Origin of the sequence: Agrococcus sp. UYP10 (genome assembly GCF_040547205.1) — a bacterium.
In the GTDB taxonomy this organism is placed as follows: Bacteria; Actinomycetota; Actinomycetes; order Actinomycetales; family Microbacteriaceae; genus Agrococcus; species Agrococcus jenensis.
Genome location: NZ_JBEPPG010000001.1, coordinates 1,107,463 through 1,131,794, shown reverse-complemented (window position 1 = coordinate 1,131,794; position 24,332 = coordinate 1,107,463). Strand labels below are relative to the sequence as shown.

26 protein-coding genes are annotated in these 24,332 nt (G+C 71.6%); 13 read left to right on the top strand and 13 right to left on the bottom strand.

Features of this window, described 5'->3' with window-relative positions; genetic code table 11:
• Positions 1-52: 52 nt before the first annotated feature.
• The 3 genes from ABIB37_RS05625 to ABIB37_RS05615 all read right to left on the bottom strand — a co-directional run bounded on the left by ABIB37_RS05625 (position 53) and on the right by ABIB37_RS05615 (position 4,274).
• Positions 53-2,581: an ATP-dependent Clp protease ATP-binding subunit gene (locus ABIB37_RS05625; protein WP_354257805.1), complete on the bottom strand. Its 2,529-nt coding sequence runs from the start codon at positions 2,579-2,581 to the stop codon at positions 53-55.
• A gap of 126 nt (positions 2,582-2,707) precedes the next feature.
• On the bottom strand, positions 2,708-3,139 hold the full coding sequence (locus ABIB37_RS05620; RefSeq protein ID WP_354257803.1) for an iron chaperone: 432 nt from the start codon (positions 3,137-3,139) through the stop codon (positions 2,708-2,710).
• 76 nt (positions 3,140-3,215) lie between these two features.
• Complete coding sequence (locus tag ABIB37_RS05615) at positions 3,216-4,274, bottom strand: helix-turn-helix transcriptional regulator (protein WP_354257800.1); 1,059 nt, start codon at positions 4,272-4,274, stop codon at positions 3,216-3,218.
• Positions 4,275-4,372: 98 nt separating this feature from the next.
• Between ABIB37_RS05615 and ABIB37_RS05610 the strand changes: the two genes are divergently transcribed.
• Together ABIB37_RS05610 and ABIB37_RS05605 are read left to right on the top strand one after the other, a co-directional pair.
• On the top strand, positions 4,373-4,843 hold the full coding sequence (locus ABIB37_RS05610; RefSeq protein ID WP_354257798.1) for a VOC family protein: 471 nt from the start codon (positions 4,373-4,375) through the stop codon (positions 4,841-4,843).
• A 93-nt stretch (positions 4,844-4,936) separates the two neighbouring features.
• A complete protein-coding gene (locus tag ABIB37_RS05605; protein ID WP_354257795.1) occupies positions 4,937-5,959 on the top strand; it encodes an LLM class flavin-dependent oxidoreductase in 1,023 nt (340 codons plus the stop codon).
• A gap of 8 nt (positions 5,960-5,967) precedes the next feature.
• Here the strand turns inward: ABIB37_RS05605 and ABIB37_RS05600 are convergent, their stop codons facing one another.
• From ABIB37_RS05600 to ABIB37_RS05590, 3 genes are all read right to left on the bottom strand, one after another.
• The gene (locus ABIB37_RS05600; protein ID WP_354257792.1) at positions 5,968-6,585 is read right to left on the bottom strand and encodes a cation efflux transmembrane domain-containing protein; all 618 of its coding nucleotides are present in this window, start codon (positions 6,583-6,585) and stop codon (positions 5,968-5,970) included.
• Positions 6,582-7,388 carry a glucosamine-6-phosphate deaminase gene (gene nagB, locus ABIB37_RS05595; RefSeq protein WP_354257790.1) on the bottom strand — a complete coding sequence of 269 codons (807 nt, stop codon included), beginning with the start codon at positions 7,386-7,388 and terminating at the stop codon, positions 6,582-6,584. The genes ABIB37_RS05600 and nagB overlap by 4 nt, the downstream gene beginning before the upstream one ends.
• A 108-nt stretch (positions 7,389-7,496) precedes the next feature.
• Positions 7,497-8,036, bottom strand: coding sequence for a type 1 glutamine amidotransferase domain-containing protein (locus ABIB37_RS05590; protein WP_354257788.1), 540 nt, complete (start codon positions 8,034-8,036; stop codon positions 7,497-7,499).
• 462 nt (positions 8,037-8,498) lie between these two features.
• Between ABIB37_RS05590 and nrdH the strand changes: the two genes are divergently transcribed.
• The 4 genes from nrdH to nrdF are packed head-to-tail and all read left to right on the top strand — an operon-like array spanning position 8,499 to position 12,449.
• On the top strand, positions 8,499-8,726 hold the full coding sequence (gene nrdH, locus ABIB37_RS05585; protein WP_123696556.1) for a glutaredoxin-like protein NrdH: 228 nt from the start codon (positions 8,499-8,501) through the stop codon (positions 8,724-8,726).
• Between the two features lie 26 nt (positions 8,727-8,752).
• Positions 8,753-9,151, top strand: coding sequence for a class Ib ribonucleoside-diphosphate reductase assembly flavoprotein NrdI (nrdI, locus tag ABIB37_RS05580; RefSeq protein WP_123696557.1), 399 nt, complete (start codon positions 8,753-8,755; stop codon positions 9,149-9,151).
• Entirely contained in the window at positions 9,139-11,289 is a 2,151-nt protein-coding gene (gene nrdE / locus ABIB37_RS05575) for a class 1b ribonucleoside-diphosphate reductase subunit alpha (RefSeq protein WP_354257786.1), read from the top strand. The genes nrdI and nrdE overlap by 13 nt, the downstream gene beginning before the upstream one ends.
• 41 nt (positions 11,290-11,330) lie before the next feature.
• Positions 11,331-12,449, top strand: coding sequence for a class 1b ribonucleoside-diphosphate reductase subunit beta (nrdF, locus tag ABIB37_RS05570; protein WP_354257784.1), 1,119 nt, complete (start codon positions 11,331-11,333; stop codon positions 12,447-12,449).
• A gap of 99 nt (positions 12,450-12,548) precedes the next feature.
• On the opposite strand, the gene ABIB37_RS05565 is transcribed toward nrdF, so the two are convergent.
• Positions 12,549-13,415, bottom strand: a complete 867-nt coding sequence (locus tag ABIB37_RS05565) for an alpha/beta fold hydrolase (protein WP_354257782.1) — start codon at positions 13,413-13,415, stop codon at positions 12,549-12,551.
• A 125-nt stretch (positions 13,416-13,540) separates the two neighbouring features.
• Positions 13,541-14,755 carry a glutaminase gene (locus ABIB37_RS05560; RefSeq protein ID WP_354257779.1) on the bottom strand — a complete coding sequence of 405 codons (1,215 nt, stop codon included), beginning with the start codon at positions 14,753-14,755 and terminating at the stop codon, positions 13,541-13,543.
• Between the two features lie 159 nt (positions 14,756-14,914).
• On the opposite strand from ABIB37_RS05560, the gene ABIB37_RS05555 reads away from it, so the two are divergent.
• Positions 14,915-15,847 (top strand): hypothetical protein, encoded by a 933-nt coding sequence (locus ABIB37_RS05555; protein WP_354257777.1) that lies wholly within the window; start codon positions 14,915-14,917, stop codon positions 15,845-15,847.
• A 3-nt stretch (positions 15,848-15,850) separates the two neighbouring features.
• Here ABIB37_RS05555 and ABIB37_RS05550 read toward each other — a convergent pair whose 3' ends face one another.
• Together ABIB37_RS05550 and ABIB37_RS05545 are read right to left on the bottom strand one after the other, a co-directional pair.
• Positions 15,851-16,069 (bottom strand): helix-turn-helix domain-containing protein, encoded by a 219-nt coding sequence (locus ABIB37_RS05550; RefSeq protein ID WP_354257775.1) that lies wholly within the window; start codon positions 16,067-16,069, stop codon positions 15,851-15,853.
• On the bottom strand, positions 16,069-16,554 hold the full coding sequence (locus tag ABIB37_RS05545) for a DUF2975 domain-containing protein (protein ID WP_354257772.1): 486 nt from the start codon (positions 16,552-16,554) through the stop codon (positions 16,069-16,071). The genes ABIB37_RS05550 and ABIB37_RS05545 overlap by 1 nt, the downstream gene beginning before the upstream one ends.
• 145 nt (positions 16,555-16,699) lie before the next feature.
• On the opposite strand from ABIB37_RS05545, the gene ABIB37_RS05540 reads away from it, so the two are divergent.
• On the top strand, positions 16,700-17,548 hold the full coding sequence (locus ABIB37_RS05540) for a DUF2382 domain-containing protein (protein ID WP_354257769.1): 849 nt from the start codon (positions 16,700-16,702) through the stop codon (positions 17,546-17,548).
• A gap of 62 nt (positions 17,549-17,610) precedes the next feature.
• On the opposite strand, the gene ABIB37_RS05535 is transcribed toward ABIB37_RS05540, so the two are convergent.
• A complete protein-coding gene (locus tag ABIB37_RS05535; RefSeq protein ID WP_354257767.1) occupies positions 17,611-18,642 on the bottom strand; it encodes an acyltransferase family protein in 1,032 nt (343 codons plus the stop codon).
• Between the two features lie 130 nt (positions 18,643-18,772).
• Here ABIB37_RS05535 and ABIB37_RS05530 point away from each other — a divergent pair, with 130 nt between their 5' ends.
• Together ABIB37_RS05530 and ABIB37_RS05525 are read left to right on the top strand one after the other, a co-directional pair.
• On the top strand, positions 18,773-19,837 hold the full coding sequence (locus ABIB37_RS05530) for a DUF998 domain-containing protein (protein WP_354257764.1): 1,065 nt from the start codon (positions 18,773-18,775) through the stop codon (positions 19,835-19,837).
• Between the two features lie 52 nt (positions 19,838-19,889).
• A complete protein-coding gene (locus ABIB37_RS05525; RefSeq protein ID WP_354257762.1) occupies positions 19,890-20,105 on the top strand; it encodes a DUF5302 domain-containing protein in 216 nt (71 codons plus the stop codon).
• A 44-nt stretch (positions 20,106-20,149) separates the two neighbouring features.
• Here ABIB37_RS05525 and ABIB37_RS05520 read toward each other — a convergent pair whose 3' ends face one another.
• Positions 20,150-20,881 carry an MBL fold metallo-hydrolase gene (locus ABIB37_RS05520; RefSeq protein ID WP_354257759.1) on the bottom strand — a complete coding sequence of 244 codons (732 nt, stop codon included), beginning with the start codon at positions 20,879-20,881 and terminating at the stop codon, positions 20,150-20,152.
• Positions 20,882-20,962: 81 nt separating this feature from the next.
• Between ABIB37_RS05520 and ABIB37_RS05515 the strand changes: the two genes are divergently transcribed.
• Genes ABIB37_RS05515 through ABIB37_RS05505 form a run of 3 tightly spaced genes read left to right on the top strand, consistent with a single transcriptional unit; the run spans position 20,963 to position 23,843 of the window.
• Complete coding sequence (locus ABIB37_RS05515; RefSeq protein WP_354257756.1) at positions 20,963-22,411, top strand: DNA recombination protein RmuC; 1,449 nt, start codon at positions 20,963-20,965, stop codon at positions 22,409-22,411.
• Between the two features lie 4 nt (positions 22,412-22,415).
• A complete protein-coding gene (locus tag ABIB37_RS05510; protein WP_354257753.1) occupies positions 22,416-23,060 on the top strand; it encodes an NUDIX hydrolase in 645 nt (214 codons plus the stop codon).
• A gap of 45 nt (positions 23,061-23,105) precedes the next feature.
• Entirely contained in the window at positions 23,106-23,843 is a 738-nt protein-coding gene (locus ABIB37_RS05505; protein WP_354257750.1) for a DUF6624 domain-containing protein, read from the top strand.
• A 40-nt stretch (positions 23,844-23,883) separates the two neighbouring features.
• On the opposite strand, the gene ABIB37_RS05500 is transcribed toward ABIB37_RS05505, so the two are convergent.
• Positions 23,884-24,327, bottom strand: coding sequence for a pyrimidine dimer DNA glycosylase/endonuclease V (locus tag ABIB37_RS05500; RefSeq protein ID WP_354257747.1), 444 nt, complete (start codon positions 24,325-24,327; stop codon positions 23,884-23,886).
• Positions 24,328-24,332 lie beyond the last annotated feature (5 nt).

Genomic DNA, 24,332 nt, shown 5'->3' with positions numbered 1-24,332 from the left:
GACGCGGCCGCCCCGATCGGGGCGGCCGCGTCGAGCCGTGCTGCAACCGCGACTACATCGCTGCGGTCACCGGCTCGTCGCCCGTCGCGACCACGGACAGCTCGTCGCCCGCGACGTCGACGCGCACCGTGCCCGACTCGAGCCCTCCGACGATGAGGTCGGCCACCCTGTCCTCGACCTCGCGCTGGATGAGCCTGCGCAGCGGTCGGGCACCGAACTCGGGCTCGTACCCGCGCTGGGCGAGCCACGTGAGCGCCGCATCCGTCACGTCGAGCCGCAGCTCCTGCGCCGCGAGGCGGTCGGCGACGCGGTCGAGCAGCAGCGTGACGATCTGCCGCAGCTGCTCGGGCTCGAGCTTCTGGAACAGCACGATCTCGTCGATGCGGTTGATGAGCTCCGGGCGCATCTGCTCGCGCAGCCGGCCCATGACCTTCGCCCGCAGCTCATCGGCCGAGCCGGTGCCGTCGCCGGCCTGGAATCCGATCGGCCCCGACTTCGACGCCAGGAACTCGCCGCCGAGGTTCGACGTCATGATCACGACGGTGTTGCGGAAGTCGACCGTGCGGCCCTGGCCGTCGGTGAGCCTGCCGTCCTCGAGCACCTGCAGCAGCAGGTTGAAGACGTCCGGGTGCGCCTTCTCGATCTCGTCGAGCAGCACGACGGAGTAGGGCTGGCGCCGCACCTTCTCGGTGAGCTGGCCCGCCTCGTCGTAGCCGACGTAGCCGGGAGGGGCGCCGATGAGGCGCGCGACCGTGTGCTTCTCGCCGAACTCCGACATGTCGAAGCGCACGAGCGCACCCTCCGAGCCGAACAGGCTCGACGCGAGCGACTTCGCGAGCTCGGTCTTGCCGACGCCGGTCGGGCCGAGGAACAGGAACGAGCCGATCGGCCGCCCGGAGTCGCCCAGCCCGGACCGCGAGCGCCGCACGGCCTTCGCGACGGCGGTGACCGCGTCCTCCTGGCCGATGACGCGCTCGTGCAGCTCCTCCTCGAGGCGGGCGAGCCGCGAGCGGTCGCCCTCGGTGAGGCGCGCCGCCGGGATGCCCGTCGCGCGGGCGACGACCTCGGCGATCTCCTCCTCGCCGACCTCGCCGTCCTCGCCCGAGCCGGAGTCGATCGCCGACTGGATCGACGCGATGCGGTCGCGCAGGCGGGTCGCCTCCTCGAACTCCTCGGCCTCGACGGCCTGCCGCTTCTCGTCCTCGAGGTGCTCGCGCTCCTTCGTCAGCGCATCCACGTCGACCTTCGCGCCGAGCCGCAGCCGCAGCCGCGCACCGGCCTGGTCGATGAGGTCGATCGCCTTGTCGGGCAGGAAGCGGTCGCTGATGTAGCGGTGCGAGAGCTCGACCGCTGCGCGGAGCGCCTCCGGCGTGTACGAGACGCGGTGGTGCTCCTCGTAGGCCGACGCGAGGCCCTCGAGGATGCGCACGGCGTCTTCCACGCTTGGCTCGGCCACGAGCACCGGCTGGAAGCGGCGGGTGAGCGCCGCGTCCTTCTCGATGCGGCGGAACTCCGCGAGCGTCGTCGCGCCGATCATGTGCAGGTCGCCGCGCGCGAGCCGAGGCTTCAGGATGTTCGCGGCGTCCATGCCGCCCTCCCCGCCGCCCCCGGCGCCGAGGATCGTGTGCAGCTCGTCGATGAAGACGATGAGCTCGTCGCGGTGGGCGGTGATCTCGTCCATCGCCTTCGTGATGCGCTCCTCGAAGTCGCCGCGGTAGCGGGTGCCGGCGACCATCGCGGTGAGGTCGAGCGCGACGACCCGCTTGCCCATGAGCGACTTCGGCACGTCGCCCTCGGCGATCGCGCGGGCGAGCCCCTCGACGATGGCGGTCTTGCCGACGCCGGCCTCGCCGATCAGCACGGGGTTGTTCTTCGTGCGGCGGGAGAGGATCTCGATCGTCTGCTCGATCTCGTCGGCGCGGCCGATGACCGGGTCGACCTTGCCCTCGCGGGCGCGCTCGGTGAGGTCGATGCCGAACTCGTCGAGCGTGGGCGTCGTCGAGCTGGGGTCGACCGCCTTGCTCGGCGTGCGCCCCTGCTGCGACTCGATCGCCTCGCGCTGCGCCTGCGTGGCCGCGCGCTGCAGCGCCTCGGGCGTGATGCCGGCCTCCTGCAGCAGCCCGCCCGCCGCGGTGTCGCCCGCGACGAGGAACGCGAAGAAGAGGTGCTCGGGATCGATGTAGCTCGAGCCGTTGGCACGGGCGATCTGGTACGCGTCGCGCAGCGCCCGCTGGGCGGACGGTGTGAGGCTCGGCGGTCCGTCGACCTCGCGCTCGCCGTCGGCCGGCATGCGGCCCTCGATCGCCCCGCGGAGCGCGTCGACGTCTGCGCCGGTGCCCTGCACGGCCGTGGCGACCTCGGGCAGCTCGAGCAGCGCCCGCAGCAGGTGGAGCGCGTCGACCTCCGCGTGCCGGTGCTCGCGCGCGTACTCGACGGCGGTCGCCATGACCGAGCTCGTGCGACGTGAGACGAGTCGGGACAGGTCGATCGCGCGCTGCGCGGGCACGCGCTGTCCCTGGAGGATCCGGGCGATGAAGTCGTCGAACGATCCGTCGCCGATGGGTCCGTAGATGGCTGCCATGTGCATCCCCTCGAAGTCTGTTCGTCGAACTTGAGTCTGCTCGACTCAAGTTAGAACGGGCTGTGAGCGGATGCATTCCCGATCCGTGCGCGCGTGTCGCGGAGGCGGGTCTGCGGCGCTGTTCGGTCAGCCGGCTGCCCGGCGGACGAGCTCGGCGACGCGCTCGCGCACCGCGGGGGTGTCGGCGATGAGCGCGTACGACGTCGGCCACATGTCGCCGTCGTCGAGCGCTGCGATGTCCTGGAAGCCGAGGGTGCCGTAGCGCGAGTCGAACTTCGACGCCTGCTGGAAGAAGACGACGACCTTGCCGTCCTTCGCGTACGAGGGGAAGCCGTACCAAGTCTTCGGATCCAGCTGCGGCGCGACCTCGGTGACGACCTCGTGCACCATCTGCGCGATCGACTTGTCGGGCTCCGGGAGCCCGTCGATCGCCTCGAGCGCATCCTGCAGCTCGCGCTCCTTCTTCGTGCCGCCCTTGCGGCTCGCCTGCTTCTTCAGCTCCGCGGCGCGCTGCTTGACCGCCGTGCGCTCGACGTCGGAGAGGGTGTCGTCGGCCATGGGTTCCTCCGTGCTGGTGCGGGTGCTGGTGCGGGTGCGGGATGGGATGCGTCCGCTCGGGTGCCGCTGGTACCGATCATGGCCGCTCAGGACGACGCTCGCTTCTCCGATCCTGATCGTCCACCGCGGTCGACGCCGCCGTCGCCGCGTTGCGTGATGCCAGCTCGGCGAAGGCGAGGCGCAGCTCCTCGGGCGCGATGACCTCGATCGCGGCGTCGAAGCGTCCGAGCGACGCCGCGAGCGCGATCCACGACCACGACCCCACCGTGTACCGGCAGCGCTCGGCGTCCAGCTCCTCCACGGTGCCGTCACCCGCGAAGGGGCGCACGCGGCTCGCGGGCGCGTGCAGCACGACGATGCCGACGCACGGCCATCCGCCGCCCTCGAGCGCTCCCCGGAAGCGCGCAGCGACGAACGCCCTCGCGTCGCCGCCGGGAACGGTCCGCGGCGCGAATCGCAGGCTCGTCGGGTGGCGCGGGACGATGCGGTCCGCGCGGAAGATGCGCCAGTCCGCTCGCTCCAGGTCCCACGCCAGGAGGTACCAGCGGCCGCTCGAGACCAGCAGGTGGTGCGGCTCGACGCGTCGCGGGGAGCGACGGCCGCCGTCGGCGCCGGGACGCTCACCGACCTCGTCGAAGCGGAGGACCTCCCGGGCTCGCACCGCGGTCGACAGCGCAACGAGCACCTCCGGCGCGACGGGCGTCTGCGTCGCGTCACCGGCACGCGGGACCGTCTCGAACTCGACGGCGGCGAGCCGCTGGCGGAGGCGCGGTGGCAGCACGTGCCGCACGGTCACCAGGGCGCGCAGCGCCGCCTCTTCGATGCCGGCGCCCGTCGTCGCCGCCGCCTGCAGCGCGAGGGTGAGCGCGACGACCTGCTCGTCGTCGAACAGCAGCGGCGGCAGCTCGCTCCCCGCGTCGAGGCGGTAGCCGCCCTCCGGTCCCATCGTCCCTCGGATGCCGTAGCCCATGGTGCGCAGCCGGTCGACGTCGCGCCGCACCGTGCGCGGGCTCACCCGGAGCCGTTCGGCGAGGCTCGTGCCCGGCCACTCCCGCCCGGTCTGCAGCAGGGAGAGCAGCGTGAGGAGCCGGGACGTCGCCGTCTCGCGCTCGACCGTCGACCGCTGCGGAGTCATGCGCTCAACCTAGCCGCAGTGGAGGACAGACCCTGACCTAGACGGCTGGGAGCGTCGACACCGTCGGAGAAAGCCTCCGGCGCGACCAAGGAGCAGCCATGAGCACGACGACCACCATCCACCTCAACCGCCGCGGCGACGCCCGCGCAGCCCTGGAGTTCTACCAGCAGGTGCTCCAGGGCGAGCTCACGCTCACCACCTACGGCGACCTCGGCATGCCGCGCGACCTCCCGGACGCCGACCGCATCGTCTTCGGGCAGGTCGACGCGGACGGGTCGAGGCTGATGGCCTACGACATCCCCGGCGCGGTCGGTGGTGCGGCGCCGGCGGGCGAGACCCGCCGGGAGCACGGCACCACCATCACGAGCGAGCCGTTCTTCGTGTCGCTCTCCGGCGAGACGCTCGACGAGGTCGCGGCACTGTGGGAGCGGCTCGCCGACGGCGCGGCGGTCATCGAGCCCCTCGCTGCATCCGCCTGGAGCCCCGGCTTCGGCATGCTGACCGACCGCTTCGGCGTGACCTGGACGATCGGCGTCTCGCCCGCGCGCAGCGGGGCGCCTGGCGCGTGACGGTCGCGCGCTCCTGAGCGCCGGCGCAGGGAGCGGCGGGTCTGCGTCGGGACCCGCGGGAATCGCGCCACGCGCCCGCGGGTTCCCTCCGACATGCGCAAGCGGATCGGGTTCCTCTCCTTCGGCCACTACCGCGACGTGCCCGGCTCGCGCGTGCCGACCGCCGGCGACAGCCTTCGGATGCACGTCGAGCTCGCGGTCGCGGCGGAGGAGGCCGGCTTCGACGGCGCATGGGTGCGCGTGCATCACTTCGACCAGTCGCTCGCGACGCCCTACCCGCTGCTCGCCGCGATGGCGGCACGAACGAGCACGCTCGAGCTCGGCACCGGCGTCATCGACCTGCGCTACGAGCAGCCGCTGGCCATGACCGAGCTCGCGTCGGCGACCGACCTGCTCGCGGGCGGCCGCCTGCAGCTCGGCATCTCGCGCGGCTCACCCGAGCGCGCCACCGATGGCCAGGAGCGATTCGGCCTCGGCCTCGCGCCCGGCGGCAGCTGGTCGGACGAGGCGCGAGGGCGCGCCGACCGCTTCCGCCGCGCGCTGCGCGGTGAGCCGGTGGCGCGATCCGAGCGGGCGGTCGAGCTCGCACAGGGGCCGGACCTGCCGGTCGAGCCGCGGTCCCCCGGGCTCGCCGACCGGCTGTGGTGGGGCGCCGGGAACCACGCGTCGGGGCTCTGGGCCGCCGAGCACGGCTACCACCTGCTCTCCTCGACCCTGCTGACGCAGGACGACGGGCGCCCCTTCCACGTGCAGCAGGCGGACCAGGTGCGCGCCTACCTCGACGTGCACGCGGGCGCGGGTCACGGCATCCGCCCGCGCACGGCGGTGACGCGCAGCGCCTTCCCGATCGTGTCGGACGACGATCGGCGCTACTTCGGCCTCGCCGACGAGCAGCGCGACGGCACCGGGCGCATCGAGGGCGGCGCCGTGCGCGGCGGACCCACGTACGCGGGCGACCCCGAGCACGTCGCCCGGCGCCTGCTCGCCGACGAGGCCGTGCAGGCGGCGGACACCGTGCTGTTCGCGCTGCCGAGCCAGCTCGGCCTCGACTACAACGCGCACCTCTTCACGTCGCTCGCGGCCGTCGCGCGCGAGCTCGGCTGGCTCGAGGGCTGAGGCCCGGGTCAGTCCACCGCCTCGCCCGCGAGCGCCTTCGCGGCGAGCCGCTCCTCGCCCGCCGCCTCCCACACCTCCCATGCCGCGTGCACGGCGAGCACGGTGATGACCGCGCCGAGGACGATGTCGGGCCAGCCGCTCGCGGTCCAGGCCGTGACGAGCCCCATCGCGATGATCAGCACGTTGACGATCACGTCGTTCCGGGCGGAGAGGAAGGCGGCCTTCGACAGCGAGCCGCTCATGCGTCGCACGCGCGCGAGCACGAGCGCGCTCACGAGGTTGACGACCGCGGCGCCTCCGGCCGTGATCACGAGCAGCGGCACATCCGGAGGCGTCGGATCCGACGCCTTCGCGACCACCTGCCAGGCCGCGACCGCCGCGGGGACGAGAATGATGCCGGCCATCACGCGACCGGCGATCGCCTGCGCCCCGAGCGACCAGCCCAGCGCGATCACGATGAGCAGGTTGATCGCGGTGTCCTCGAGGAAGTCCGCGCTGTCGGCGAGCAGCGACACCGAGCCGATCGCGAGCGCGACGCCCATCTCGACGAAGCAGTACGCCAGGTTGAGCGCGGCGACCACGAGGGAGGCGCGTCGCAGCGCGCGCACGCGGTCTCGGTCGGTCACGGGGCGAGCATGCCACCCGGTGCGCTCCGGCGCACGGCCCCTCGGTGCTCGGCGACCTCGCGGTAGTAGTCGATGAGCTCGAGCCCTGCAGCCGCCTCCTCGTCGAGCACGACGAGCGCGTTCGGGTGCAGCTGCAGCGCCGTGCAGGGCCAGCGCGCCGAGACGGCGCCCTCGACCATCTCGCGCACCGCGGGCGCCTTCGCGGCGCCGGTCGCGATCACGATCGCCTGCCGCGACTCCAGGATCGTTCCGAGTCCCTGCGTCAGGCAGTGGCGGGGCACGGCGTCGACGTCGCCGTCGAAGAAGCGCGCGTTGTCGCGCCGCGTCTGCGCGGTGAGCGTCTTGACGCGCGTCCGCGACGCGAACGACGAGGCTGGCTCGTTGAACGCGATGTGGCCGGTCGTGCCCACGCCGAGCAGCTGCAGGTCGATGCCGCCGGCGGCCTGGATCGCGCGCTCGAAGTCGGCGCAGGCCGCGACCAGGTCGCTGGCGCCGCCATCCGGGCCCAGCACGGCGCCGGGTGCGAAGTCGACGCGCGAGACGAGCTCGTCGTGGATGACGGCGCGGTACGACCTCGGGTCGCCGGGCGCCAGGCCGACGTACTCGTCGAGCGTGAAGCCCCGCGCGCCGGCGAAGGTCACCCGCCCATCCCGCACGCGCGCCGCCAGCTCGTCGTACACGCGCAGCGGGCTCGATCCCGTCGCGAGGCCGAGCACCGCATCCGGCCGGCGGGCGAGCAGCGCCTGCACCTCGTCGGCGACCAGCGCGCCGATCGCGTCGGCATCGGTGACGATGATCTCCATCGGGCTCCCTGCGGTCGTCGGCGGCGCGTCGAAGAAGCATCCCGTGCCCTGCTGAGGGATGCCTCCCCGACGCGCCAGCGCTGACGACGGACGGTGCTCGGCGCCGGATCAGCGCGGGTGCACGCCCTCGGCGAACTCCTCGATGATCTTCGCGTTGAAGGCGGGCAGGTCGTCGGGCGTGCGGCTCGACACGAGGCCCTGATCGGTCACGACCTCCTCGTCGACCCACGTCGCGCCCGCGTTCTGCAGGTCGGTCCGCAGCGTCGGGTAGCTCGTGATGGTGCGGCCGGAGACGCCGCCCGCCTCGATGAGGATCCAGGCGCCGTGGCAGATCACGCCGATCGGCTTGCCGGACTCCACGAAGCGCTGCACGAGCTGCACCGACGGCTGGTCGATGCGCAGGTGGTCGGCGTTCACGACGCCGCCCGGGAGGACGAGCGCGTCGAAGTCGTCGGCGCTCGCATCGGCCGAGACCGCGTCGACCGCCTGCGTGTGACCGTTCTTGCCCTCGACCTGGCCGTCCTTCGGCGCGATCAGGGTCGGCAGGGCGCCGGCGCCCTGCACGGCCTCCCAGGGGCTGGTGAGCTCCGAGTCCTCGAAGCCGTCCGTGAGGATGAACGCGACCTTCTTGCCGGTGATGTCAGCCATGGCTGTGCTCCTTCCAGTTGGGGTACGCCGGGGACGATACCCCCGGCGCATCCGCGCCGCGTGTGAGTCCGCAGCGAGCGCGACGAGCGCGCCGGATCGTGTGGGCGGCCGGTCGTAGCGTGGCCATGACGGGGCGATCGGCGACCCGTCGGAGGGCTCCAGCGACGGCAGGGAGGGCACGATGCGCGGCTCGAACGACACCGCTGTAGTTCCCGCCCGGCGTGTCGCGGATCGAGTTTCCGGGTCGTGCACAGGCCGCCGTCGCCGCTCTCCACAGGCTTTTCCGCGTCGTTCCGCGGCGGGAATCCCAACCTGGGGACGGTTGTTAAAACAAGTGTGGAGAAACACACCATCTTGTGTCGTTGCTCCACCGCAGACCCCACATATAGTGGGAGCCCGGCAACGGCCGGACTGCTTCCCAGCACACGCACCACACGAGAACACACACGAGGAGTGCCGCTCATGACCGTCACCGTCTACTCCAAGCCGGCTTGCGTCCAGTGCACGATGACCACCCGCGCGCTCGACGCGCAGGGCATCGAGTACCAGATCTTCGACGTCACCGCCGATGACAAGGCGCTCCAGACCGTCAAGGACCTCGGCTACATGCAGGCGCCCGTCGTCATCGCCGACGAGCAGCACTGGTCGGGCTTCCAGCCCGACCGCATCAAGGCGATCCTCGCGGCCTGAGCCGCATCGCCGTCGTGGAGGCTGCCGTGAGCGAGGTCGTCTACTTCTCGAGCGTCTCGGGCAACACCGCCCGGTTCGTCGAGAAGCTCGGACGGCCCGCCTCGCGCATCCCCCTCTACGCCACCGAGCCGCCCCTCGAGCAGCGTGAGCCCTACGTGCTCATCGTGCCGACGTACGGCGGCGGCGACGGCAAGGGCGCTGTGCCCAAGCAGGTCATCCGGTTCCTCAACGACGAGCAGAACCGGCAGCACCTGCGCGGCGTGATCAGTGCCGGCAACACGAACTTCGGTGCGGGCTACGGACTGGCGGGCGACATCATCGCCAAGAAGTGCCACGTGCCCCACCTCTACCGCTTCGAGCTCTTCGGAACCCCCGACGACGTGCGCGTCGTGAACGATGGATTGGATGCACTATGGCAACGGTGACGCCAGAGATGACGACGGGCAAGACGTCCGTGATGGACTACCACTCGCTGAACGCGATGCTCAACCTCTACGGACCGGACGGCAAGATCCAGTTCGAGAAGGACCGCGAGGCTGCGAACCAGTACTTCCTGCAGCACGTCAACCAGAACACGGTCTTCTTCCACTCGCTGAAGGAGAAGCTCGACTACCTGGTCGAGAACGAGTACTACGAGCAGGAGGTGCTCGACCAGTACTCCTTCGAGTTCATCAAGTCGCTCATGAAGCGCGCCTACGGCTACAAGTTCCGCTTCCCGACGTTCCTCGGGGCGTTCAAGTACTACACCTCGTACACGCTCAAGACGTTCGACGGCAAGCGCTACCTCGAGCGCTACGAGGACCGCGTCGTCAACGTCGCACTCGCGCTCGCCGAGGGCAGCGAGCCGCTCGCCGAGGCCTACGTCGACGAGATGGTGAACGGCCGCTTCCAGCCGGCCACCCCGACCTTCCTCAACGCGGGCAAGAAGCAGCGCGGCGAGCTCGTCTCCTGCTTCCTCCTCCGCATCGAGGACAACATGGAGTCGATCGGCCGCTCGATCAACTCGGCGCTGCAGCTCTCGAAGCGCGGCGGCGGCGTGGCGTTCAACCTCACGAACATCCGCGAGTACGGCGCCCCGATCAAGCAGATCCAGAACCAGTCCTCCGGCGTCATCCCCGTGATGAAGCTGTTCGAAGACAGCTTCTCGTACGCGAACCAGCTCGGTGCCCGTCAGGGTGCGGGCGCGGTGTACCTGCAGGCGCACCACCCCGACATCATGCGGTTCCTCGACACGAAGCGTGAGAACGCCGACGAGAAGATCCGCATCAAGACGCTGTCGCTCGGCGTCGTCGTGCCCGACATCACGTTCGACCTCGCGAAGAAGGGCGAGGACATGTACCTCTTCTCGCCCTACGACGTCGAGCGCGTCTACGGCGTGCCCTTCAGCGACATCTCGGTGACCGAGAAGTACCACGAGATGGTCGACGACGCCCGGATCACGAAGACGAAGATCAACGCGCGGGAGTTCTTCCAGACGCTCGCCGAGATCCAGTTCGAGTCGGGCTACCCGTACATCATGTTCGAGGACACGGTGAACCGGGCCAACCCGATCGACGGCCGCATCAACATGTCGAACCTGTGCAGCGAGATCCTGCAGGTCAACACCCCGTCGACCTACGACGACGACCTCGACTACGAGTCCGTCGGCAAGGACATCTCCTGCAACCTCGGCTCGATGAACATCGCGCTGTCGATGGACTCGCCCGACTTCGGCAAGACGGTCGAGACGGCCATCCGCGCGCTGACGGCGGTCTCCGACCAGTCGAACATCGGCTCGGTGCCCTCGATCGCCCGCGGCAACTCGATGAGCCATGCCATCGGCCTCGGCCAGATGAACCTGCACGGCTACCTCGGCCGCGAGCGCATCCACTACGGCTCCGAGGAGGGGCTCGACTTCACGAACATCTACTTCTACACGGTGCTGTTCCACGCCCTCCGGGCGTCGAACCTGCTCGCGCAGGAGAAGGGCCAGACGTTCGAGGGCTTCGAGCGCTCGAAGTACGCGTCGGGCGAGTTCTTCGAGAAGTACACGCAGCAGGAGTGGAAGCCTGCGACGGCCCGGGTGCAGGAGCTGTTCGACACGTCGAACATCCACATCCCGACGCAGGACGACTGGCGCGCGCTGCAGGCGCTCGTGCAGCAGCACGGCATCTACAACCAGAACCTGCAGGCGGTGCCCCCGACCGGCTCGATCTCGTACATCAACAACTCGACGTCGTCGATCCACCCGATCGCGTCGAAGATCGAGATCCGCAAGGAGGGCAAGCTCGGGCGCGTCTACTACCCGGCGCCGTTCATGACGAACGACAACCTCGAGTACTTCCAGGACGCCTACGAGATCGGCGCCGAGAAGATCATCGACACCTACGCCGCGGCGACGCAGCACGTCGACCAGGGCCTGTCGCTCACGCTGTTCTTCAAGGACACCGCGACGACCCGCGACATCAACAAGGCGCAGATCTACGCATGGCGCAAGGGCATCAAGACCATCTACTACATCCGTCTCCGCCAGCTCGCGCTGGAAGGGACTGAGGTGGATGGCTGCGTCTCCTGCATGCTGTGAGCAATGCTCAACACCACGTTGAAGCGATGAGGAACGAGAACATGGACACGCAGGACACGCAGACGGGCTCGGCGTTCGACGAGATCGCCGAGGCCCCGGTCGCCCCCGAGGCGCGCGAGGCGATCGCCGCCGAGCGCGACGAGGTCGAGGCGGCGCTCGGCGCCGGCAAGCCGCAGACCGAGGCGCAGCAGCGCGCGCACAAGCACAACCAGCTCGTGCGGGCGATCAACTGGAACCGCATCGAGGACGACAAGGACCTCGAGGTCTGGAACCGGCTCGTCAACAACTTCTGGCTGCCCGAGAAGGTGCCGCTGTCGAACGACGTGCAGTCGTGGGGCACGCTGACGCCCGACGAGAAGACGCTCACGATGCGCGTCTTCACCGGGCTGACGCTGCTCGACACGATCCAGGGCACCGTCGGCGCGGTCTCGCTCATCCCCGACGCGATCACGCCGCACGAGGAGGCCGTCTACACGAACATCGCGTTCATGGAGTCGGTGCACGCCAAGTCGTACTCGTCGATCTTCTCGACGCTCGCGTCGACGCCCGAGATCGACGACGCCTTCCGCTGGTCGACCGAGAATCCCTACCTGCAGCGCAAGGCAGAGATCATCATCGACTACTACGAGGGCGACGACCCGCTGAAGCGCAAGGTCGCCTCGACGCTGCTCGAGTCGTTCCTGTTCTACTCGGGCTTCTACCTGCCGATGTACTGGTCGAGCCGCGCGAAGCTCACGAACACGGCCGACCTCATCCGCCTCATCATCCGCGACGAGGCCGTGCACGGCTATTACATCGGCTACAAGTTCCAGAAGGGCTACGAGAAGCTCAGCCCCGCGGAGCAGGCGGAGATCAAGGACTACACGTACTCGCTGCTGTACGAGCTCTACGAGAACGAGTCGAAGTACACGGCCGACCTCTACGACGCCGTGGGCCTCACCGAGGACGTCAAGAAGTTCCTGCACTACAACGCGAACAAGGCGCTCATGAACCTCGGGTTCGAGCCGCTGTTCCCGTCGACGGTGACCGACGTCAGCCCGGCGATCCTGTCGGCGCTCTCGCCGAACGCCGACGAGAACCACGACTTCTTCTCGGGGTCGGGCTCGTCGTACGTGATCGGCAAGGCCGAGGCGACCTCGGACGACGACTGGGACTTCTGAGCCGCGACCCGTCTCGCACTGCCCGCACGAGGCCCGCGACAGCAGATCACTGCCGTCGCGGGCCTCGTGCCGTGTGCGCTGGCGACGAGAGACCGGGGCTCACGCGGGGTCCAGCACCTCGCGGAGCTTGGCGGCGAACGCCTCCGGCTGGCCGGCATAGCCGAACTCGCCACCCATGAAGCCGCCGTGGTGGCTCGGGAAGACGGTCGCCTGCTGGCCGAGCTGCTCCGCCAAGGCGATCGCGGTCCGGCCGGTGTAGACATCCACCGACTCCTCCCCGACCGCGACGACGATCCGGGTCGGTGCCGCGTTCAGCGCATCGAGGTCTGGCCGGTAGAGGGGCACCGCCCAGGATCGCTCCGACAGGAGTGGATCGTCGCGCGTCCCGTCGTCCGCGGTCGGCAGACCGAACGCCGCCGGGTCCGGCGCCGGTCGAGCGAGGTGCTCATCTGTGACCTCCCCCTGCCATGAGGTCATCGCGATGAACGCAGCCATCCCGGCGCCCCACCCCTGCTCCTGGTACACCTGCGTGTAGGCCGCCCGGGCTCGCTGCACGGCCTCCGCATCCGGCAGGACGCAGTCGATCGGCGGCTCGTGCGCGACCAGGGTCGATACGTCTCCCGGGTGGGCCGTCACCAGGGCGAGCGCGGTCACCGCGCCGCCGCTGCTCGCGAGCATCTCGACCGGGCCGGCGCCGAGCGCCTCGATGATCGCGTGGACGTCCTCGGCCTGGACCTCCGGCTCGTTCGTCGTCGCGCCGTCCTTCCGCACGCTCCGGCCCAGGCCCCGCGGGTCGTAGGTCACGACCGTGCGGTCCCCGAACAGGCCCACCTGGGCCTGGAACCCGCTCGCGTCCATCGGCTGGCCGATCATCATCAGCGGCGGCCGGCCATCCGCGGTCGGCAGCGGCCCGTGGACGTCGTAGACGAGGTCGACCTCCGGCAGCGCGAGGGTGTGTTGCGACACGAGCGACCTCCTCGATGGAACGAGCTGACCGGATGCTACGACGCGGTGTCTGCGGTGCGCCAGTCGGCCGTCACCCGCCGGCTGCACGCACCGACCGCTCCCGGTCCCGTGAGCAGTGCACCGGCTCAGGTCTCGAGCAGGCCGTCCGGGTCCTCGAGGCGCACCTCGTGGCCGTCGCGCTCCAGGCGCCGGATGCCCTCGCGCAGCATCCGCCGGCCGACCTTGTTCGTCGAGGCGACGCGCGAGAGGTCGACCACGACCGGCTCGCCGTCCTGCGGCACGCGCTCGAGCTCGCGCAGCGCCACCTCGGCGGCGGCGAAGTGCATCGTGCCCTGCAGCTGCACCTCGCGCACGCCGTCGGCATCGGCGTCTGGCTCGACCACGCCGTAGAGCACGTGCGAGGCGACCTCGGGCGCCTGCATGAGGTGCAGGCCCATGTCGCGCGAGAGCCGCTCGCACACGCGCACGCCCCGCACGCTGTTGCCGTACTCGTCGAGCCGCGGCGAGAAGGCGCCGATGCCGACCTGGCCTGGCAGCGCGCCGAGCACGCCGCCCGCGACGCCGCTCTTCGCCGGGATGCCGACGTGGCTCATCCAGTCGCCGGCCGCGTCGTACATGCCGCACGTCGCCATCACGCTGAGCACCTGCCGGCACACCCAGGCGGGCACGACCTGCTCGCGCGTCACCGGGTTGCGGCCGCCGGCGGCGAGCGTCATCGCCATCACCGCGAGGTCGCGCACGTCGACGAGCAGCGAGCACTGCTTCGTGTAGCCGTCGACGGCGTCGTGCGGCTCGCCCTCGAGCTTGCCCTGCGCGTGCACGAGGTAGGCGAGCGCCATGTTGCGGCTCGAGGTCGAGCGCTCCGACTCGTAGACCTGCTCGTCGATTTCGAGCTCGCGGCCGGCGAAGGCGGAGAGGCCCGACCGGATGCGCTCGACGCGCTCGGCAGGGCTGGCGTCGGCGCCGCCGACGAGCGTGTGCGTGGTGATCGCGCCGATGTTGATCATGGCGTTCCGCGGGCGACCGTTGCGCTCGAGCGAGATCTCGTTGAACGCGTCCCCGGACGGCTCGACGCCCACGTGCTCCAGCACCATCTCGAGCCCGCGGTCGGCGAGCGCGAGCGCATAGGCGAAGGGCTTCGAGATCGACTGGATCGTGAAGCGGTGCTCGTCGTCCCCTGCGCCGTAGAGCGTGCCGTCGATCGTGCAGATCGCGACGCCGAAGCGCTCGGGATCGGCATCCGCGAGCTCCGGGATGTAGCTCGCGACCTCGCCCTCATCGCCGTCGTCGGCGCACGACCGGCGCACCTCGTCCAGGTAGTCGGGTACGGGGCTGCGCATCCGTCGAGGCTATCGAGCGGCCCCTGGACGGGCCGGCGCTGGCCGACGAGGTCGGGGCTGTTGCGCGCCGTGGCGCGGTGCCATCCTCGGATCGTCCTGGCGCGCGGGATCATGCGGACGCCGCGCGGATCGGGGCGGTGCTGCGAAGGGGTGGCGACGATGGCCGACGGCGGCGAGCGCGAGGACCACATCGGCGACGACGAGATCGAGATGCTCGTCGGCTCCCTCGACAGGACCGCGCTCCGGCGCCGCGCGATCATCGCGGCGGCGTCCGGACCGGCGGTCGAGGAGCAGCTGCTCGACGACCGGCCGGTGCCGGATGCCGTAGCCGAGCGGCTCGACCGCTTCCGCCAGACGCTCGTGCCGCTGACGCACCTCGACCTGCGCGGCGCGGTCATGCACAAGGTCTCCGACGGCCTCGACCTCACCATGAGCGGATGGTTCGAGGCGATGGCCCAGCCGGAGCCGCGCGACCTGCTCCACGTCTACGGACCCGACCGCGACGCCACCGGCGAGCAGCGCTACTACCGCTGGGCGTGGCTCGACCACAGCACCTACGCGAGCGCTTTCAGCACCACGGGGCCCGCGATCGTGCGCTCCGGCCGGCTCGCCGGCAGCTGCGGCGTCTACTGGGGGCAGTGGGCGTTCAGCGTCGGCGGCGCGGGGATGCTGTTCACCGCGCAGCACGGCGCCTCGCGCGTCTCGGTGCGGCCCTACGTGCCGTGGGTGGCCCTGACCTCCTTCAACCACTACTCGATCGGCGCGTCGGTCGTCTGCCACCTCGGCATCCTGGTGGAGAGCTGGCGACCCGGGGATGCGCAGACGCAGCAGGAGCGCGACCACTTCATCACCGTGGTGCAGCGCACCTCGGCGGAGGGCTACCTCTTCGACAGCGAGACGAGCGGCACGGCCGTGTCGAGCGAGGGACTGGTCACCGACTTCGTCGCCGTCCCGGGCCGCCGCTACGCGATCTACGTCTACGCGTGGCTCGAGACGAACGGCGGCGGGGTGGGCTCGGGTCCGCTCGGCTACGCGCGCATCGAGCTCGACGCCTCGGTGCCCTTCGTCGTGGCGCAGGAGACGCTGCTCTGAGGCTCAGTCGGGATCCGCTTCGTCGACCCACTCGAGCAGGTCGCCGGGCTGGCACTCGAGCACGCGGCACATCGCGTCGAGCGTCGAGAAGCGCACGGCCTTCGCCCGGCCGTTCTTCAGGACAGCGACGTTGGCGGGCGTGAGTCCCACGCGCTCCGCGAAGTCGCCGACGCTCAGCTTGCGCTTCGCCAGCTCGACGTCGATCCGCACCACGATGGGCATCAGATGACCTCTTCGAGCTCGGCGCGATAGCCGGTCGCCTGGCGCAGCAGGCCGCGCATGACGATCATGAGCAGCAGCGGCAGCGACGAGAGCACGACGACGCCGAACAGCAGCATCGGGATGCCGGGGTCGCGGATCTCGGGCGTGAAGAAGATGACCGCGGTGACCGCGAGCGCGAAGCCCGCGAGCAGCGCCCAGCCGATCGCGAGCGACCACACGATCGCGTCGACCCAGCGACGCGAGGCGTCGCTGAACAGGCGGTCGCGGCCGATCAGCGTCAGCAGCCGCCAGATGCACACGATCACCGCGAGCACGCTCAGCAGCACGAGCGAGAGGACGAGCTGCGTCGGCAGGCGCACCCCGGCCTCCGGGGTGCCGTCGGACAGCTCGCCGGGCAGCGCGAACGTCAGCAGCACGATCAGCCAGAGGGCGGCGATGACGAGCACGACGCGGAGGGCGAAGACGACGAGTCGGGACTGCAGCATGCATCGAGTCTCGCGCGATATCTATCGAAAGTCAATTGGTTGAATGCTGAGCGTCCCCCGAATGCGGTGCCTCGAGCCGTCTGTCACTGTTGTCCCCCACCCGCTGTACCCCAACCAGGGGTGCGCGCAAGAAGAGGGGGAACCAATGACGGATCACACCTTCAGCATCGACGAGCTCTACCGGGGCACGGTCTACGACTCCGCCGGCGACAAGATCGGTGCTGTCAAGCAGGTCTACACCGACGACACCACCGGAGAGCCGCAGTTCGTGACGGTCAACACCGGCCTGTTCGGCGCCCGCGAGAGCTTCGTGCCCGTGCGCGGCGCGACCCGGCAGGGCGACGACATCCACGTGCCGTACACGAAGGACTTCGTGAAGGACGCACCCGGCATCGACGCCGACGGCCACATGGAGGAGAGCGAGCAGGACGAGCTGTTCCGCTACTACGACTACAGCGGCGGCGGCCGCGACACCACGACGCACGACCGCGACACCACCGCGGGCGTCGGCGGCCTCGGCGGCCTGGGCGACGGATCGCTCGACCGCGACCGTGACCTCGACCTCGACGGCGACCGCGACCGCACGGCGGACCTCGGCGACGAGTCGATCGTGCGCCGCGAGGAGCAGCTGAACGTCGGCACCGAGCGCGTCGAGACCGGCCGCCTGCGCATCCGCAAGCACGTCGTCACGGAGCAGCAGACCGTGACCGTGCCCGTCGAGCGCGAGGAGTTCGAGGTCGTGCGCGAGCCGATCACCGGCACCTCGACCGGCGGCGCGCTCGGCGACGACGAGATCGCCGTCACCACGCACGCCGAGCGTCCCGTCGTCGACAAGGAGGTCGTCGACGCGGAGCGCATCGGCGTCGAGAAGCGCACCGTCACCGATCAGGAGCGCGTCTCCGCGGACGTCTCCAAGGAGGAGGTCGACATCGACCGCGAGGGCGACGTCGACCGCGACCGCGGCATCGACGGCGACGGCGGCCTCCGCCGCTGACCGTCCGGGCCTCGCGCCGCATCGTCGACCCGTCCCGCTTCGGCGGGGCGGGTCGATCGGCGTCACGGCAGCAGGTCGCCCTCCGGCACGCGCTCCGGGGCGGGGCGCGCAGGGGCCGCCGACGTGCGGCGGGGCGGGATGCGGCGCAGCATCGCCGGCACATCGGGTGCGCGGAACAGCCAGATGACGGGGCGGTACCGCTGCACGACCGCGAGCGCTGAGCAGGCGGCGATCGCGATCACGAAGAGCAGCACCGAGGCGACCGCGATGCTGTCGCTGAGCGCGCCGCGCACGAGCAGCCATGCCCCCAGGACGATCGGGAAGTGCGCGACGTAGAAGACGAGCGAGTTGCGGCCGACGAACCGCAGCGGGCGCGTCCAGCGCCGATGCTCGATCCGCCGGGCGCAGTAGATGGCGGCGACGATCCCGCAGAGCGAGAACGGTGCCGTCCACGCCTCGAACTGGTGGCGCTCGAAGGCCGAGACCACGCCGAACCCGACGGCGACGACGCCGGCGGGCAGGGCGACCCACCAGGTCGAGCCGATGAGCCCCAGGAGCCTCGGCGAGCGGCTCACCGCCGCTCCGGCGAAGAAGAAGAAGGCGAAGTAGGTCATGCGCACGGCGAGCCCGTCGGGCAGCACGAGCGCGGCGGCGAGCGCGGCAGCGGGCACGATCCACGGGGGCAGCCGGGCCAGCAGGGGCGCCACCAGGTAGTAGCACGCGATGAAGAAGATGAACCAGAGGTAGCCGGTCGCGATCCACGATCGCCAGTGGAAGAACGGCTCCCCGGAGTCCGACTGCAGGATGTGCAGGGCCGACCACACGAGGTACGGCCAGACGACGAGCTGGAGCTTGCCCCAGTAGTACCGTCCGGTCGGCTTGCGCAGCGCCGCGGGCAGCAGCAGGCCGGACACGAACATGAGGGTCGGCATCCGGTACGGCAGCAGCGCGTCGTTCGCGGCGAGCAGCCAGTCGGGCAGCTCCGCCCCGAGCAGCGCCGGGATGGCGGGCGCGTGCCACGCGAGCACGAGGATCATGGCGAAGCCCCGGAGGATGTCCATCCAGTGCATCCGCTGATCGGTGGTCAGCTGCATGGTGGATGAGCCTAGGTGGCGCCGCGGGCGCTCTCCGCGAGCGGGATCCGAGCACCGCCTGAGCGTTCCGTCAGGAGGTCAGCGCGGGTCGCGCTCCGGACGGTCAGCCCCGCGTGGTTCGATCGGCAGCATGCAGCCACCGGTCGAGGCGGATGCGCTCCGCGAGTCGCGCGCGATCGCGGCGGCGTGGGCGTGCTTCGCCGCGGGCATCGCGCTCGGGCTCATCGCGCTCGCCGGCCCCCCGCGGCCGATCGCCGGCGAGGGCTCGGTCGCCCTGCCGGCCGCCGGCATCGCCGCGCTCGTCGCCGCGACGGCGTTCGTCGTCAGCTCGGCCATGCACCGACGCGGGGAGACGTCGCCGATGCCGCGCTGGCAGGCGGTCATCGCGCGCATCTCGACGATCGCGATCACCATCGCCTTCGCCGCGGTCGCGTACCTCGCGGTGCTCACGGCCGGTGAGATCCTCGCGCTCGGCCTCCAGGGGCTGCAGGCGCCCGCGGTGGGCGGCGCGCTGCTGACCGGTGCCGCGAGCGCGGCCGCCGGGTGGCTCGCCTTCCAGGCCGGCGTCGAGCTGCGCACCACCGACCTGGCCACCCTGCTCTTCGCGTTCCTCACCATCGGCACCGTGTTCGCGATGATCACGGCAGCCGACCCGCGCTGGTGGGAGCGGCACTTCTCCGACCTCGGCACCGGCTGGGCGTTCAACCTCACGCTCATCGTCGCGGGGCTGCTCGTCGCGACGATCGGCGCGTACATCGGTCGCGACCTGCACCGCCGGCTCGGCGACCCGGCGCTCCGCCGGATCGCGCTGGTGGTCGCGCTCTTCGCCCTCACGGGCGCTGCGCTCGCCGGCGTCGGCATCTTCCCGGTGCATCGCGGGCAGCTGCTCCACGACATCGCGGCGTTCGGCACGCTCGGCCTCTTCGGGGTCACGATGGTGGTCGTGACCATCGTGATGCCCGGACCGCCCCGCGCGCTGCTCCTCACGACCGTCGCCGCCGGGGTCGCGCTCGTCGTCGCGGTGCTGCTGTGGCGACCCCTCGAGGTCTACAGCGCCACGGCGCTCGAGGCGATCGCCGTCGGCATCCTCTTCGTCTGGCTCACGACGCTCGTCCGCACCCTCGCAGCGCTCGTGCCGCAGGAGAGCCGCCCGTCGGCGTCGCCGTCGCCGCTGCGCGCGGCGGCCGCGACCTGACCGCGGGCGCGGCCGACTCGACATCGGTGCCCGCAGCGGGCAAGGTTGAGCCATGACGAGTCACGATCCGGTCGAGCCTGAGACGCCGCAGGACACCCCTGAGGGCACCGAGACGGCCGAGGAGGCGCAGCGTCGCAAGTTCCGCGAGGCGCTCGACAAGAAGAAGCTCGGCCACCACGGGCAGGGCATGGGCGCCCCCGGCAGCGTGCAGGGTGCGCACTCCGGTCCCGCCGTGCAGAAGCGCGTCCACCGCCGCAAGAGCGGCTGAGCACGGCACCCGCTGGTGCTCGCGCCTCGCGCTGAGCGCCCGCGTCAGCCTGCCTGCGCGAGGTAGGCGAGCTGCGCCGCCATCGAGGCCTCGGCCGCCTGCCGCACCGACGGGTCGACGTCGGCGTAGACGACGTCGGTGACGGCGGCGACGGGTGCGTCCGACGCCGTCGTGCCGAGCGTCGCGAGCGCGTCGCGCACCTGGTCGAGCCGCTCGAGCCGGTGCGAGCGGTACTCGCGCGCCACCGCGGCGACGGACGGCAGCGGATCGCCGTGGCCCGGCAGCGCCTCGAGGTCGCCGAGCGCCTCCAGCCGGTCGAGCGTCGCGAGGTACGGCCCGACCGCGCCGTCGGGGTGCATGATCACGGTCGTGCCCCGGCCGAGGATCGTGTCGCCGGTGAGCACCGCCCGGCCCGGCACCACGATGCAGACCGAGTCGGCCGTGTGGCCGGGGGTCGCGATGATCTGCAGCTCGACGTCGTCGACGGGGATCCACTCGCCGTCGACGAGCGGCTCGCCGCCCAGGCACTCGTCGGGATCGAGGCCGCGGAGCGCGGCGCCGGTGGAGCGCGCGAGCTCAGCCGCGGCCTCCGTGTGGTCGGGGTGGCGGTGCGTCACCAGGATGAGCCGCGGCCGCAGCCGCACCAGCCGCTCGATGTGCTCGGCATCGGCGGGGCCGGGATCGACGACGACCTGCCCGCCCAGCACGTACGTGTTCGTGCCGTCCAGCGTCATGGGGCCGGGGTTGGGTGCCAGGATGCGCTCGATCTCGACCATGCGTCGACCCTACGACGCCCGGCATCCGCCGCGCTGGCGCGCCCCGGCGGCGATGTCACCGGCCTCTGGTCCCATGGAGCCATGGAGCCGCTCGTCATCGTCGCCGCACTCGCCGCCGTGCTGCTCGCCGGTGCGCTCGGCGTGCTGCTCGGCACGCGGATCGGGCACGCGCGCGCCACCGCCGACAGCGCCGCGACCACGGGCGACCTGCTGGCCGCGCGGAGCCGGCTCGAGGTGCTCGAGGCCGAGCGGGTGCGCGAGCGCGACATCGCGGAGCGCCGGCACGCCGCCCAGCTCGAGGAGGTCCGCGACGAGGCGCAGCGCCGCGTCGCCGAGGAGCGCGAGCGCGGCAGGGAGGTGCTCGCCGAGCTGCAGCAGGACGCGCAGCGCCGCGCCGACGAGTTCGCCGCCCTCAGCAGCGCCGCGCTCGAGCGCAACTCCGCCGTGTTCCTCGAGCAGGCGGAGGAGCGGCTGCGGCGCTCGCAGACCGAGGGCGCGGCCGAGCTCGCGAAGCGCGAGGCGGCGGTGCAGCAGCTGGTCGAGCCGCTGTCGAAGTCGCTCGAGTCGGTGCGCGGGGAGGTGACGGCGGCCGAGCAGGCGCGCGCCCAGGCGAACGCCGCGCTCGCCGAGCAGCTGCGGGCAATGCGCGCATCGTCCGAGCAGCTGACGGTCGAGACGCGGCAGCTCGTCACCGCGCTCCGAGCGCCGCAGGTGCGCGGGCGCTGGGGCGAGCTGCAGCTGCGCCGCGTCGTCGAGTCGGCCGGCATGCTCGAGCACGTCGACTTCACCGAGCAGGCTCACCACGCCACCGACGACGGGGCGCTGCGCCCCGACATGCTCGTGCACCTGCCGGGCGACAAGCAGGTGATCGTCGACGCGAAGGTCGCGTTCAGCGGCTACCTCGAAGCCATGGAGGCGCGCGACGACGCGACCCGCGACAAGCGGCTCGACGCCCACGCGCGCCACATGCGCGACCACATCGACCAGCTCGGCTCGAAGGCCTACTGGGAGGCGGTGCCCGGCACCCCCGAGTTCGTCGTCATGTTCGTGCCCGCCGAGCCGTTCCTCAACGCGGCGCTCGAGCGCGACCCCACCCTGTTCGAGCGCGCCTTCGCGCGGAACGTCATCCTCGCCACGCCCGCCACGCTCGTGGCGCTGCTCCGCACGGTCGGCTACACCTGGCGGCAGGAGCAGCTCGCCGGCGAGGCGATGCAGGTGCTCGAGGTGGGCCGCGAGCTGCACAAGCGGCTCGGCACGATGGGCTCGCACCTCACGACGCTCGGCAAGCGCCTCAACAGCACGGTCGAGGCGTACAACGCGTTCAACGCGTCGCTCGACCGCAACGTGGTCACGCAGGCGCGGCGCTTCTCGAGCCTGCAGGGGCTCGATCCGTCGCTCGACCGCACGCCGCCGCTCGAGGTGCTCGCCGTGCCGGCGCAGAAGCCCGACCTGCACGCCGTCTCGGTGACGCAGATCCGCGAGCATCCCGGCATTGCAGACGCGGATGAGGCCTCCTCAGCGATAGCGTGAGTCCGTGACCGTCATCCCGACCGCCGCCACGCTCGTGCTCATGCGCGATGGCGCGGGCGCGATCGAGGTGCTGCTGCTGCAGCGGCCCGACCGCGGCGCGTTCGCGGGCGCCTGGGTGTTCCCCGGCGGCAAGGTCGAGCCGGTCGATCGCGTCGACGACGAGGAGTCCACCGCGCGCAACGCCGCGGTGCGCGAGACGGCCGAGGAGTCGGGACTCGTCGTGGCGCCCGACGCGCTCGTGCCGCTCTCGCACTGGTCGCCGCCCGAGCAGCTCGCGACGAAGTTCATCACCTGGTTCTTCGTCGCCGAGGCGCCCGAGGGCGAGGTCGTGGTGCAGCAGTCCGAGGCCGTCGCCGCTCGGTGGATCCGGCCGGCGGACGCGCTCAAGCAGCACGGCGCCGGCACGCTCCGGCTGTTCCCGCCCACCTGGGTGACGCTCGACACGCTCATGGCCTACCCGACCGTCGACGCGGCGCTCGCCGGCATCGCGCGGCACGAGCTGCGTCGCTACGCGACGAAGCAGGACCCCCAGCGCGGGCTCGCGATCTGGGCGGGCGACGAGGCCTACGACGGCCTGCCCGACACCGAGGAGGGCCCTCGCCACCGCCTGCACGTGGGTTCGCTCCCCTGGCGGTTCGAGCACCGCTGAGGTGCGGGCCCCGCTGCGGTGCGGGCACCCACTAGCATCGCGCCCATGGCCGCCCCCGGTGCGTCCCGCTCGATCGGTGCGTCGCGCTCGATCGGTGCGACGGTGCTGCTCGCCGTGGTGGTGCTCTGCGGCTGCGCGGCGGACCCGGTGATCGGCGGCGCCTCGCCGTCGACCTCGTCGCCGCCCTCGTCGACGACGACGTCACCCTCGGCGGCATCCGCATCGGCCGGGCCCACGTCGATCGGGCCCGGCCCCGACTGCCCCGCGACGGCGCCACCCGAGGCCGGCACCGCGTTCGACCAGGCGCTGCACGACGAGCTCGTGGCGATGCTCGAGCGCGATCAGGCTGGCCGGCTCGGCACCGGCCCTGACGAGGAGGGGGATGCGGCGCGCACGGAGCGGCTGGCCGAGGTCATCGCGGAGCACGGGTGGCCGACGTTCGACCTCGTGGGTGAGGACGGCGAGGACGCCGCGTGGGCGATCGCCCAGCACGCCGACCTCGACCCGGGGTTCCAGCGGTGCGCGCTCGAGCACCTGCGCGTCGCGGTCGACGCGGGCCAGGGGTCGCCCGGCAACCTCGCGTACCTCGACGACCGCATCCAGGCCGCCGCGGGAGCGCCCCAGCGGTACGGCACCCAGGTCGCCTGCACGGACGACGGGCCGGTGCCCGCCACGCCGCTCTCGGACCCCGACGGCATCGAGCGGATCCGCGAGGAGGCCGGCCTCGCGCCGTACGCCGACTACCTCGCCGAGATGGCCGGGATCTGCGCCCAGCCGGAGTGAGGGCGGCGCGGCGCGACCGCCCGGCCCGCGCGGGACCGGTTCAGGAGGTCGCGCCCGTGCCGTCCGACACGCGCTCCCAGCCCTCGATGCCGCCCGCCTCCACGACGAAGCAGGGATGCGGCATCGCGCGCACCGCGAGCGGCAGGCGGTCGGGGCTGCGCGCGGCGAGCTTCGCTCGCAGGTGCTGCAGCTCGTGCTCGAGCTGGCCGTCGGTGACCGCCATGAGCGGCGCCGGCCCCGGCCGGTCGATGCGCGTCCGGTCGTACGAGTAGCCGCGGGCATCGGCCTCGTCGGCGACGCGCGCGAGGTAGGCACCGATGCTCGCGAGCGGATCCGGCTGCGCGCGGAAGCGCTCGAGCTGCGGGTGCCGCAGGTAGCCCTTCGTGCGCCCGGCGAGCACCGCCTGCGCGAGCAGCCCCTCCCGCCAGCAGGCCGTGAGCCCCTGGCGGTCGAGCAGCGCGGGGTGCAGCGACCAGATCCTCATCTGCT

Excerpts from the sequence above, each read along its gene's own strand:
- ABIB37_RS05525 (WP_354257762.1), top strand. The coding sequence starts at position 19,890 with ATGACGAGTCACGATCCGGTCGAGCCTGAGACGCCGCAGGACACCCCT.
- nagB (WP_354257790.1), bottom strand. The coding sequence starts at position 7,388 with ATGGAGATCATCGTCACCGATGCCGACGCGATCGGCGCGCTGGTCGCC.
- ABIB37_RS05625 (WP_354257805.1), bottom strand. The coding sequence starts at position 2,581 with ATGGCAGCCATCTACGGACCCATCGGCGACGGATCGTTCGACGACTTC.
- nrdF (WP_354257784.1), top strand. The coding sequence starts at position 11,331 with ATGGACACGCAGGACACGCAGACGGGCTCGGCGTTCGACGAGATCGCC.
- ABIB37_RS05555 (WP_354257777.1), top strand. The coding sequence starts at position 14,915 with ATGGCCGACGGCGGCGAGCGCGAGGACCACATCGGCGACGACGAGATC.
- ABIB37_RS05505 (WP_354257750.1), top strand. The coding sequence starts at position 23,106 with ATGGCCGCCCCCGGTGCGTCCCGCTCGATCGGTGCGTCGCGCTCGATC.
- nrdH (WP_123696556.1), top strand. The coding sequence starts at position 8,499 with ATGACCGTCACCGTCTACTCCAAGCCGGCTTGCGTCCAGTGCACGATG.
- ABIB37_RS05530 (WP_354257764.1), top strand. The coding sequence starts at position 18,773 with ATGCAGCCACCGGTCGAGGCGGATGCGCTCCGCGAGTCGCGCGCGATC.
- ABIB37_RS05590 (WP_354257788.1), bottom strand. The coding sequence starts at position 8,036 with ATGGCTGACATCACCGGCAAGAAGGTCGCGTTCATCCTCACGGACGGC.
- ABIB37_RS05540 (WP_354257769.1), top strand. The coding sequence starts at position 16,700 with ATGACGGATCACACCTTCAGCATCGACGAGCTCTACCGGGGCACGGTC.
- ABIB37_RS05560 (WP_354257779.1), bottom strand. The coding sequence starts at position 14,755 with ATGCGCAGCCCCGTACCCGACTACCTGGACGAGGTGCGCCGGTCGTGC.
- nrdE (WP_354257786.1), top strand. The coding sequence starts at position 9,139 with ATGGCAACGGTGACGCCAGAGATGACGACGGGCAAGACGTCCGTGATG.
- ABIB37_RS05500 (WP_354257747.1), bottom strand. The coding sequence starts at position 24,327 with ATGAGGATCTGGTCGCTGCACCCCGCGCTGCTCGACCGCCAGGGGCTC.
- ABIB37_RS05520 (WP_354257759.1), bottom strand. The coding sequence starts at position 20,881 with ATGGTCGAGATCGAGCGCATCCTGGCACCCAACCCCGGCCCCATGACG.
- ABIB37_RS05535 (WP_354257767.1), bottom strand. The coding sequence starts at position 18,642 with ATGCAGCTGACCACCGATCAGCGGATGCACTGGATGGACATCCTCCGG.
- ABIB37_RS05615 (WP_354257800.1), bottom strand. The coding sequence starts at position 4,274 with ATGACTCCGCAGCGGTCGACGGTCGAGCGCGAGACGGCGACGTCCCGG.
- ABIB37_RS05620 (WP_354257803.1), bottom strand. The coding sequence starts at position 3,139 with ATGGCCGACGACACCCTCTCCGACGTCGAGCGCACGGCGGTCAAGCAG.
- ABIB37_RS05605 (WP_354257795.1), top strand. The coding sequence starts at position 4,937 with ATGCGCAAGCGGATCGGGTTCCTCTCCTTCGGCCACTACCGCGACGTG.
- ABIB37_RS05515 (WP_354257756.1), top strand. The coding sequence starts at position 20,963 with ATGGAGCCGCTCGTCATCGTCGCCGCACTCGCCGCCGTGCTGCTCGCC.
- ABIB37_RS05610 (WP_354257798.1), top strand. The coding sequence starts at position 4,373 with ATGAGCACGACGACCACCATCCACCTCAACCGCCGCGGCGACGCCCGC.
- ABIB37_RS05550 (WP_354257775.1), bottom strand. The coding sequence starts at position 16,069 with ATGCCCATCGTGGTGCGGATCGACGTCGAGCTGGCGAAGCGCAAGCTG.
- ABIB37_RS05545 (WP_354257772.1), bottom strand. The coding sequence starts at position 16,554 with ATGCTGCAGTCCCGACTCGTCGTCTTCGCCCTCCGCGTCGTGCTCGTC.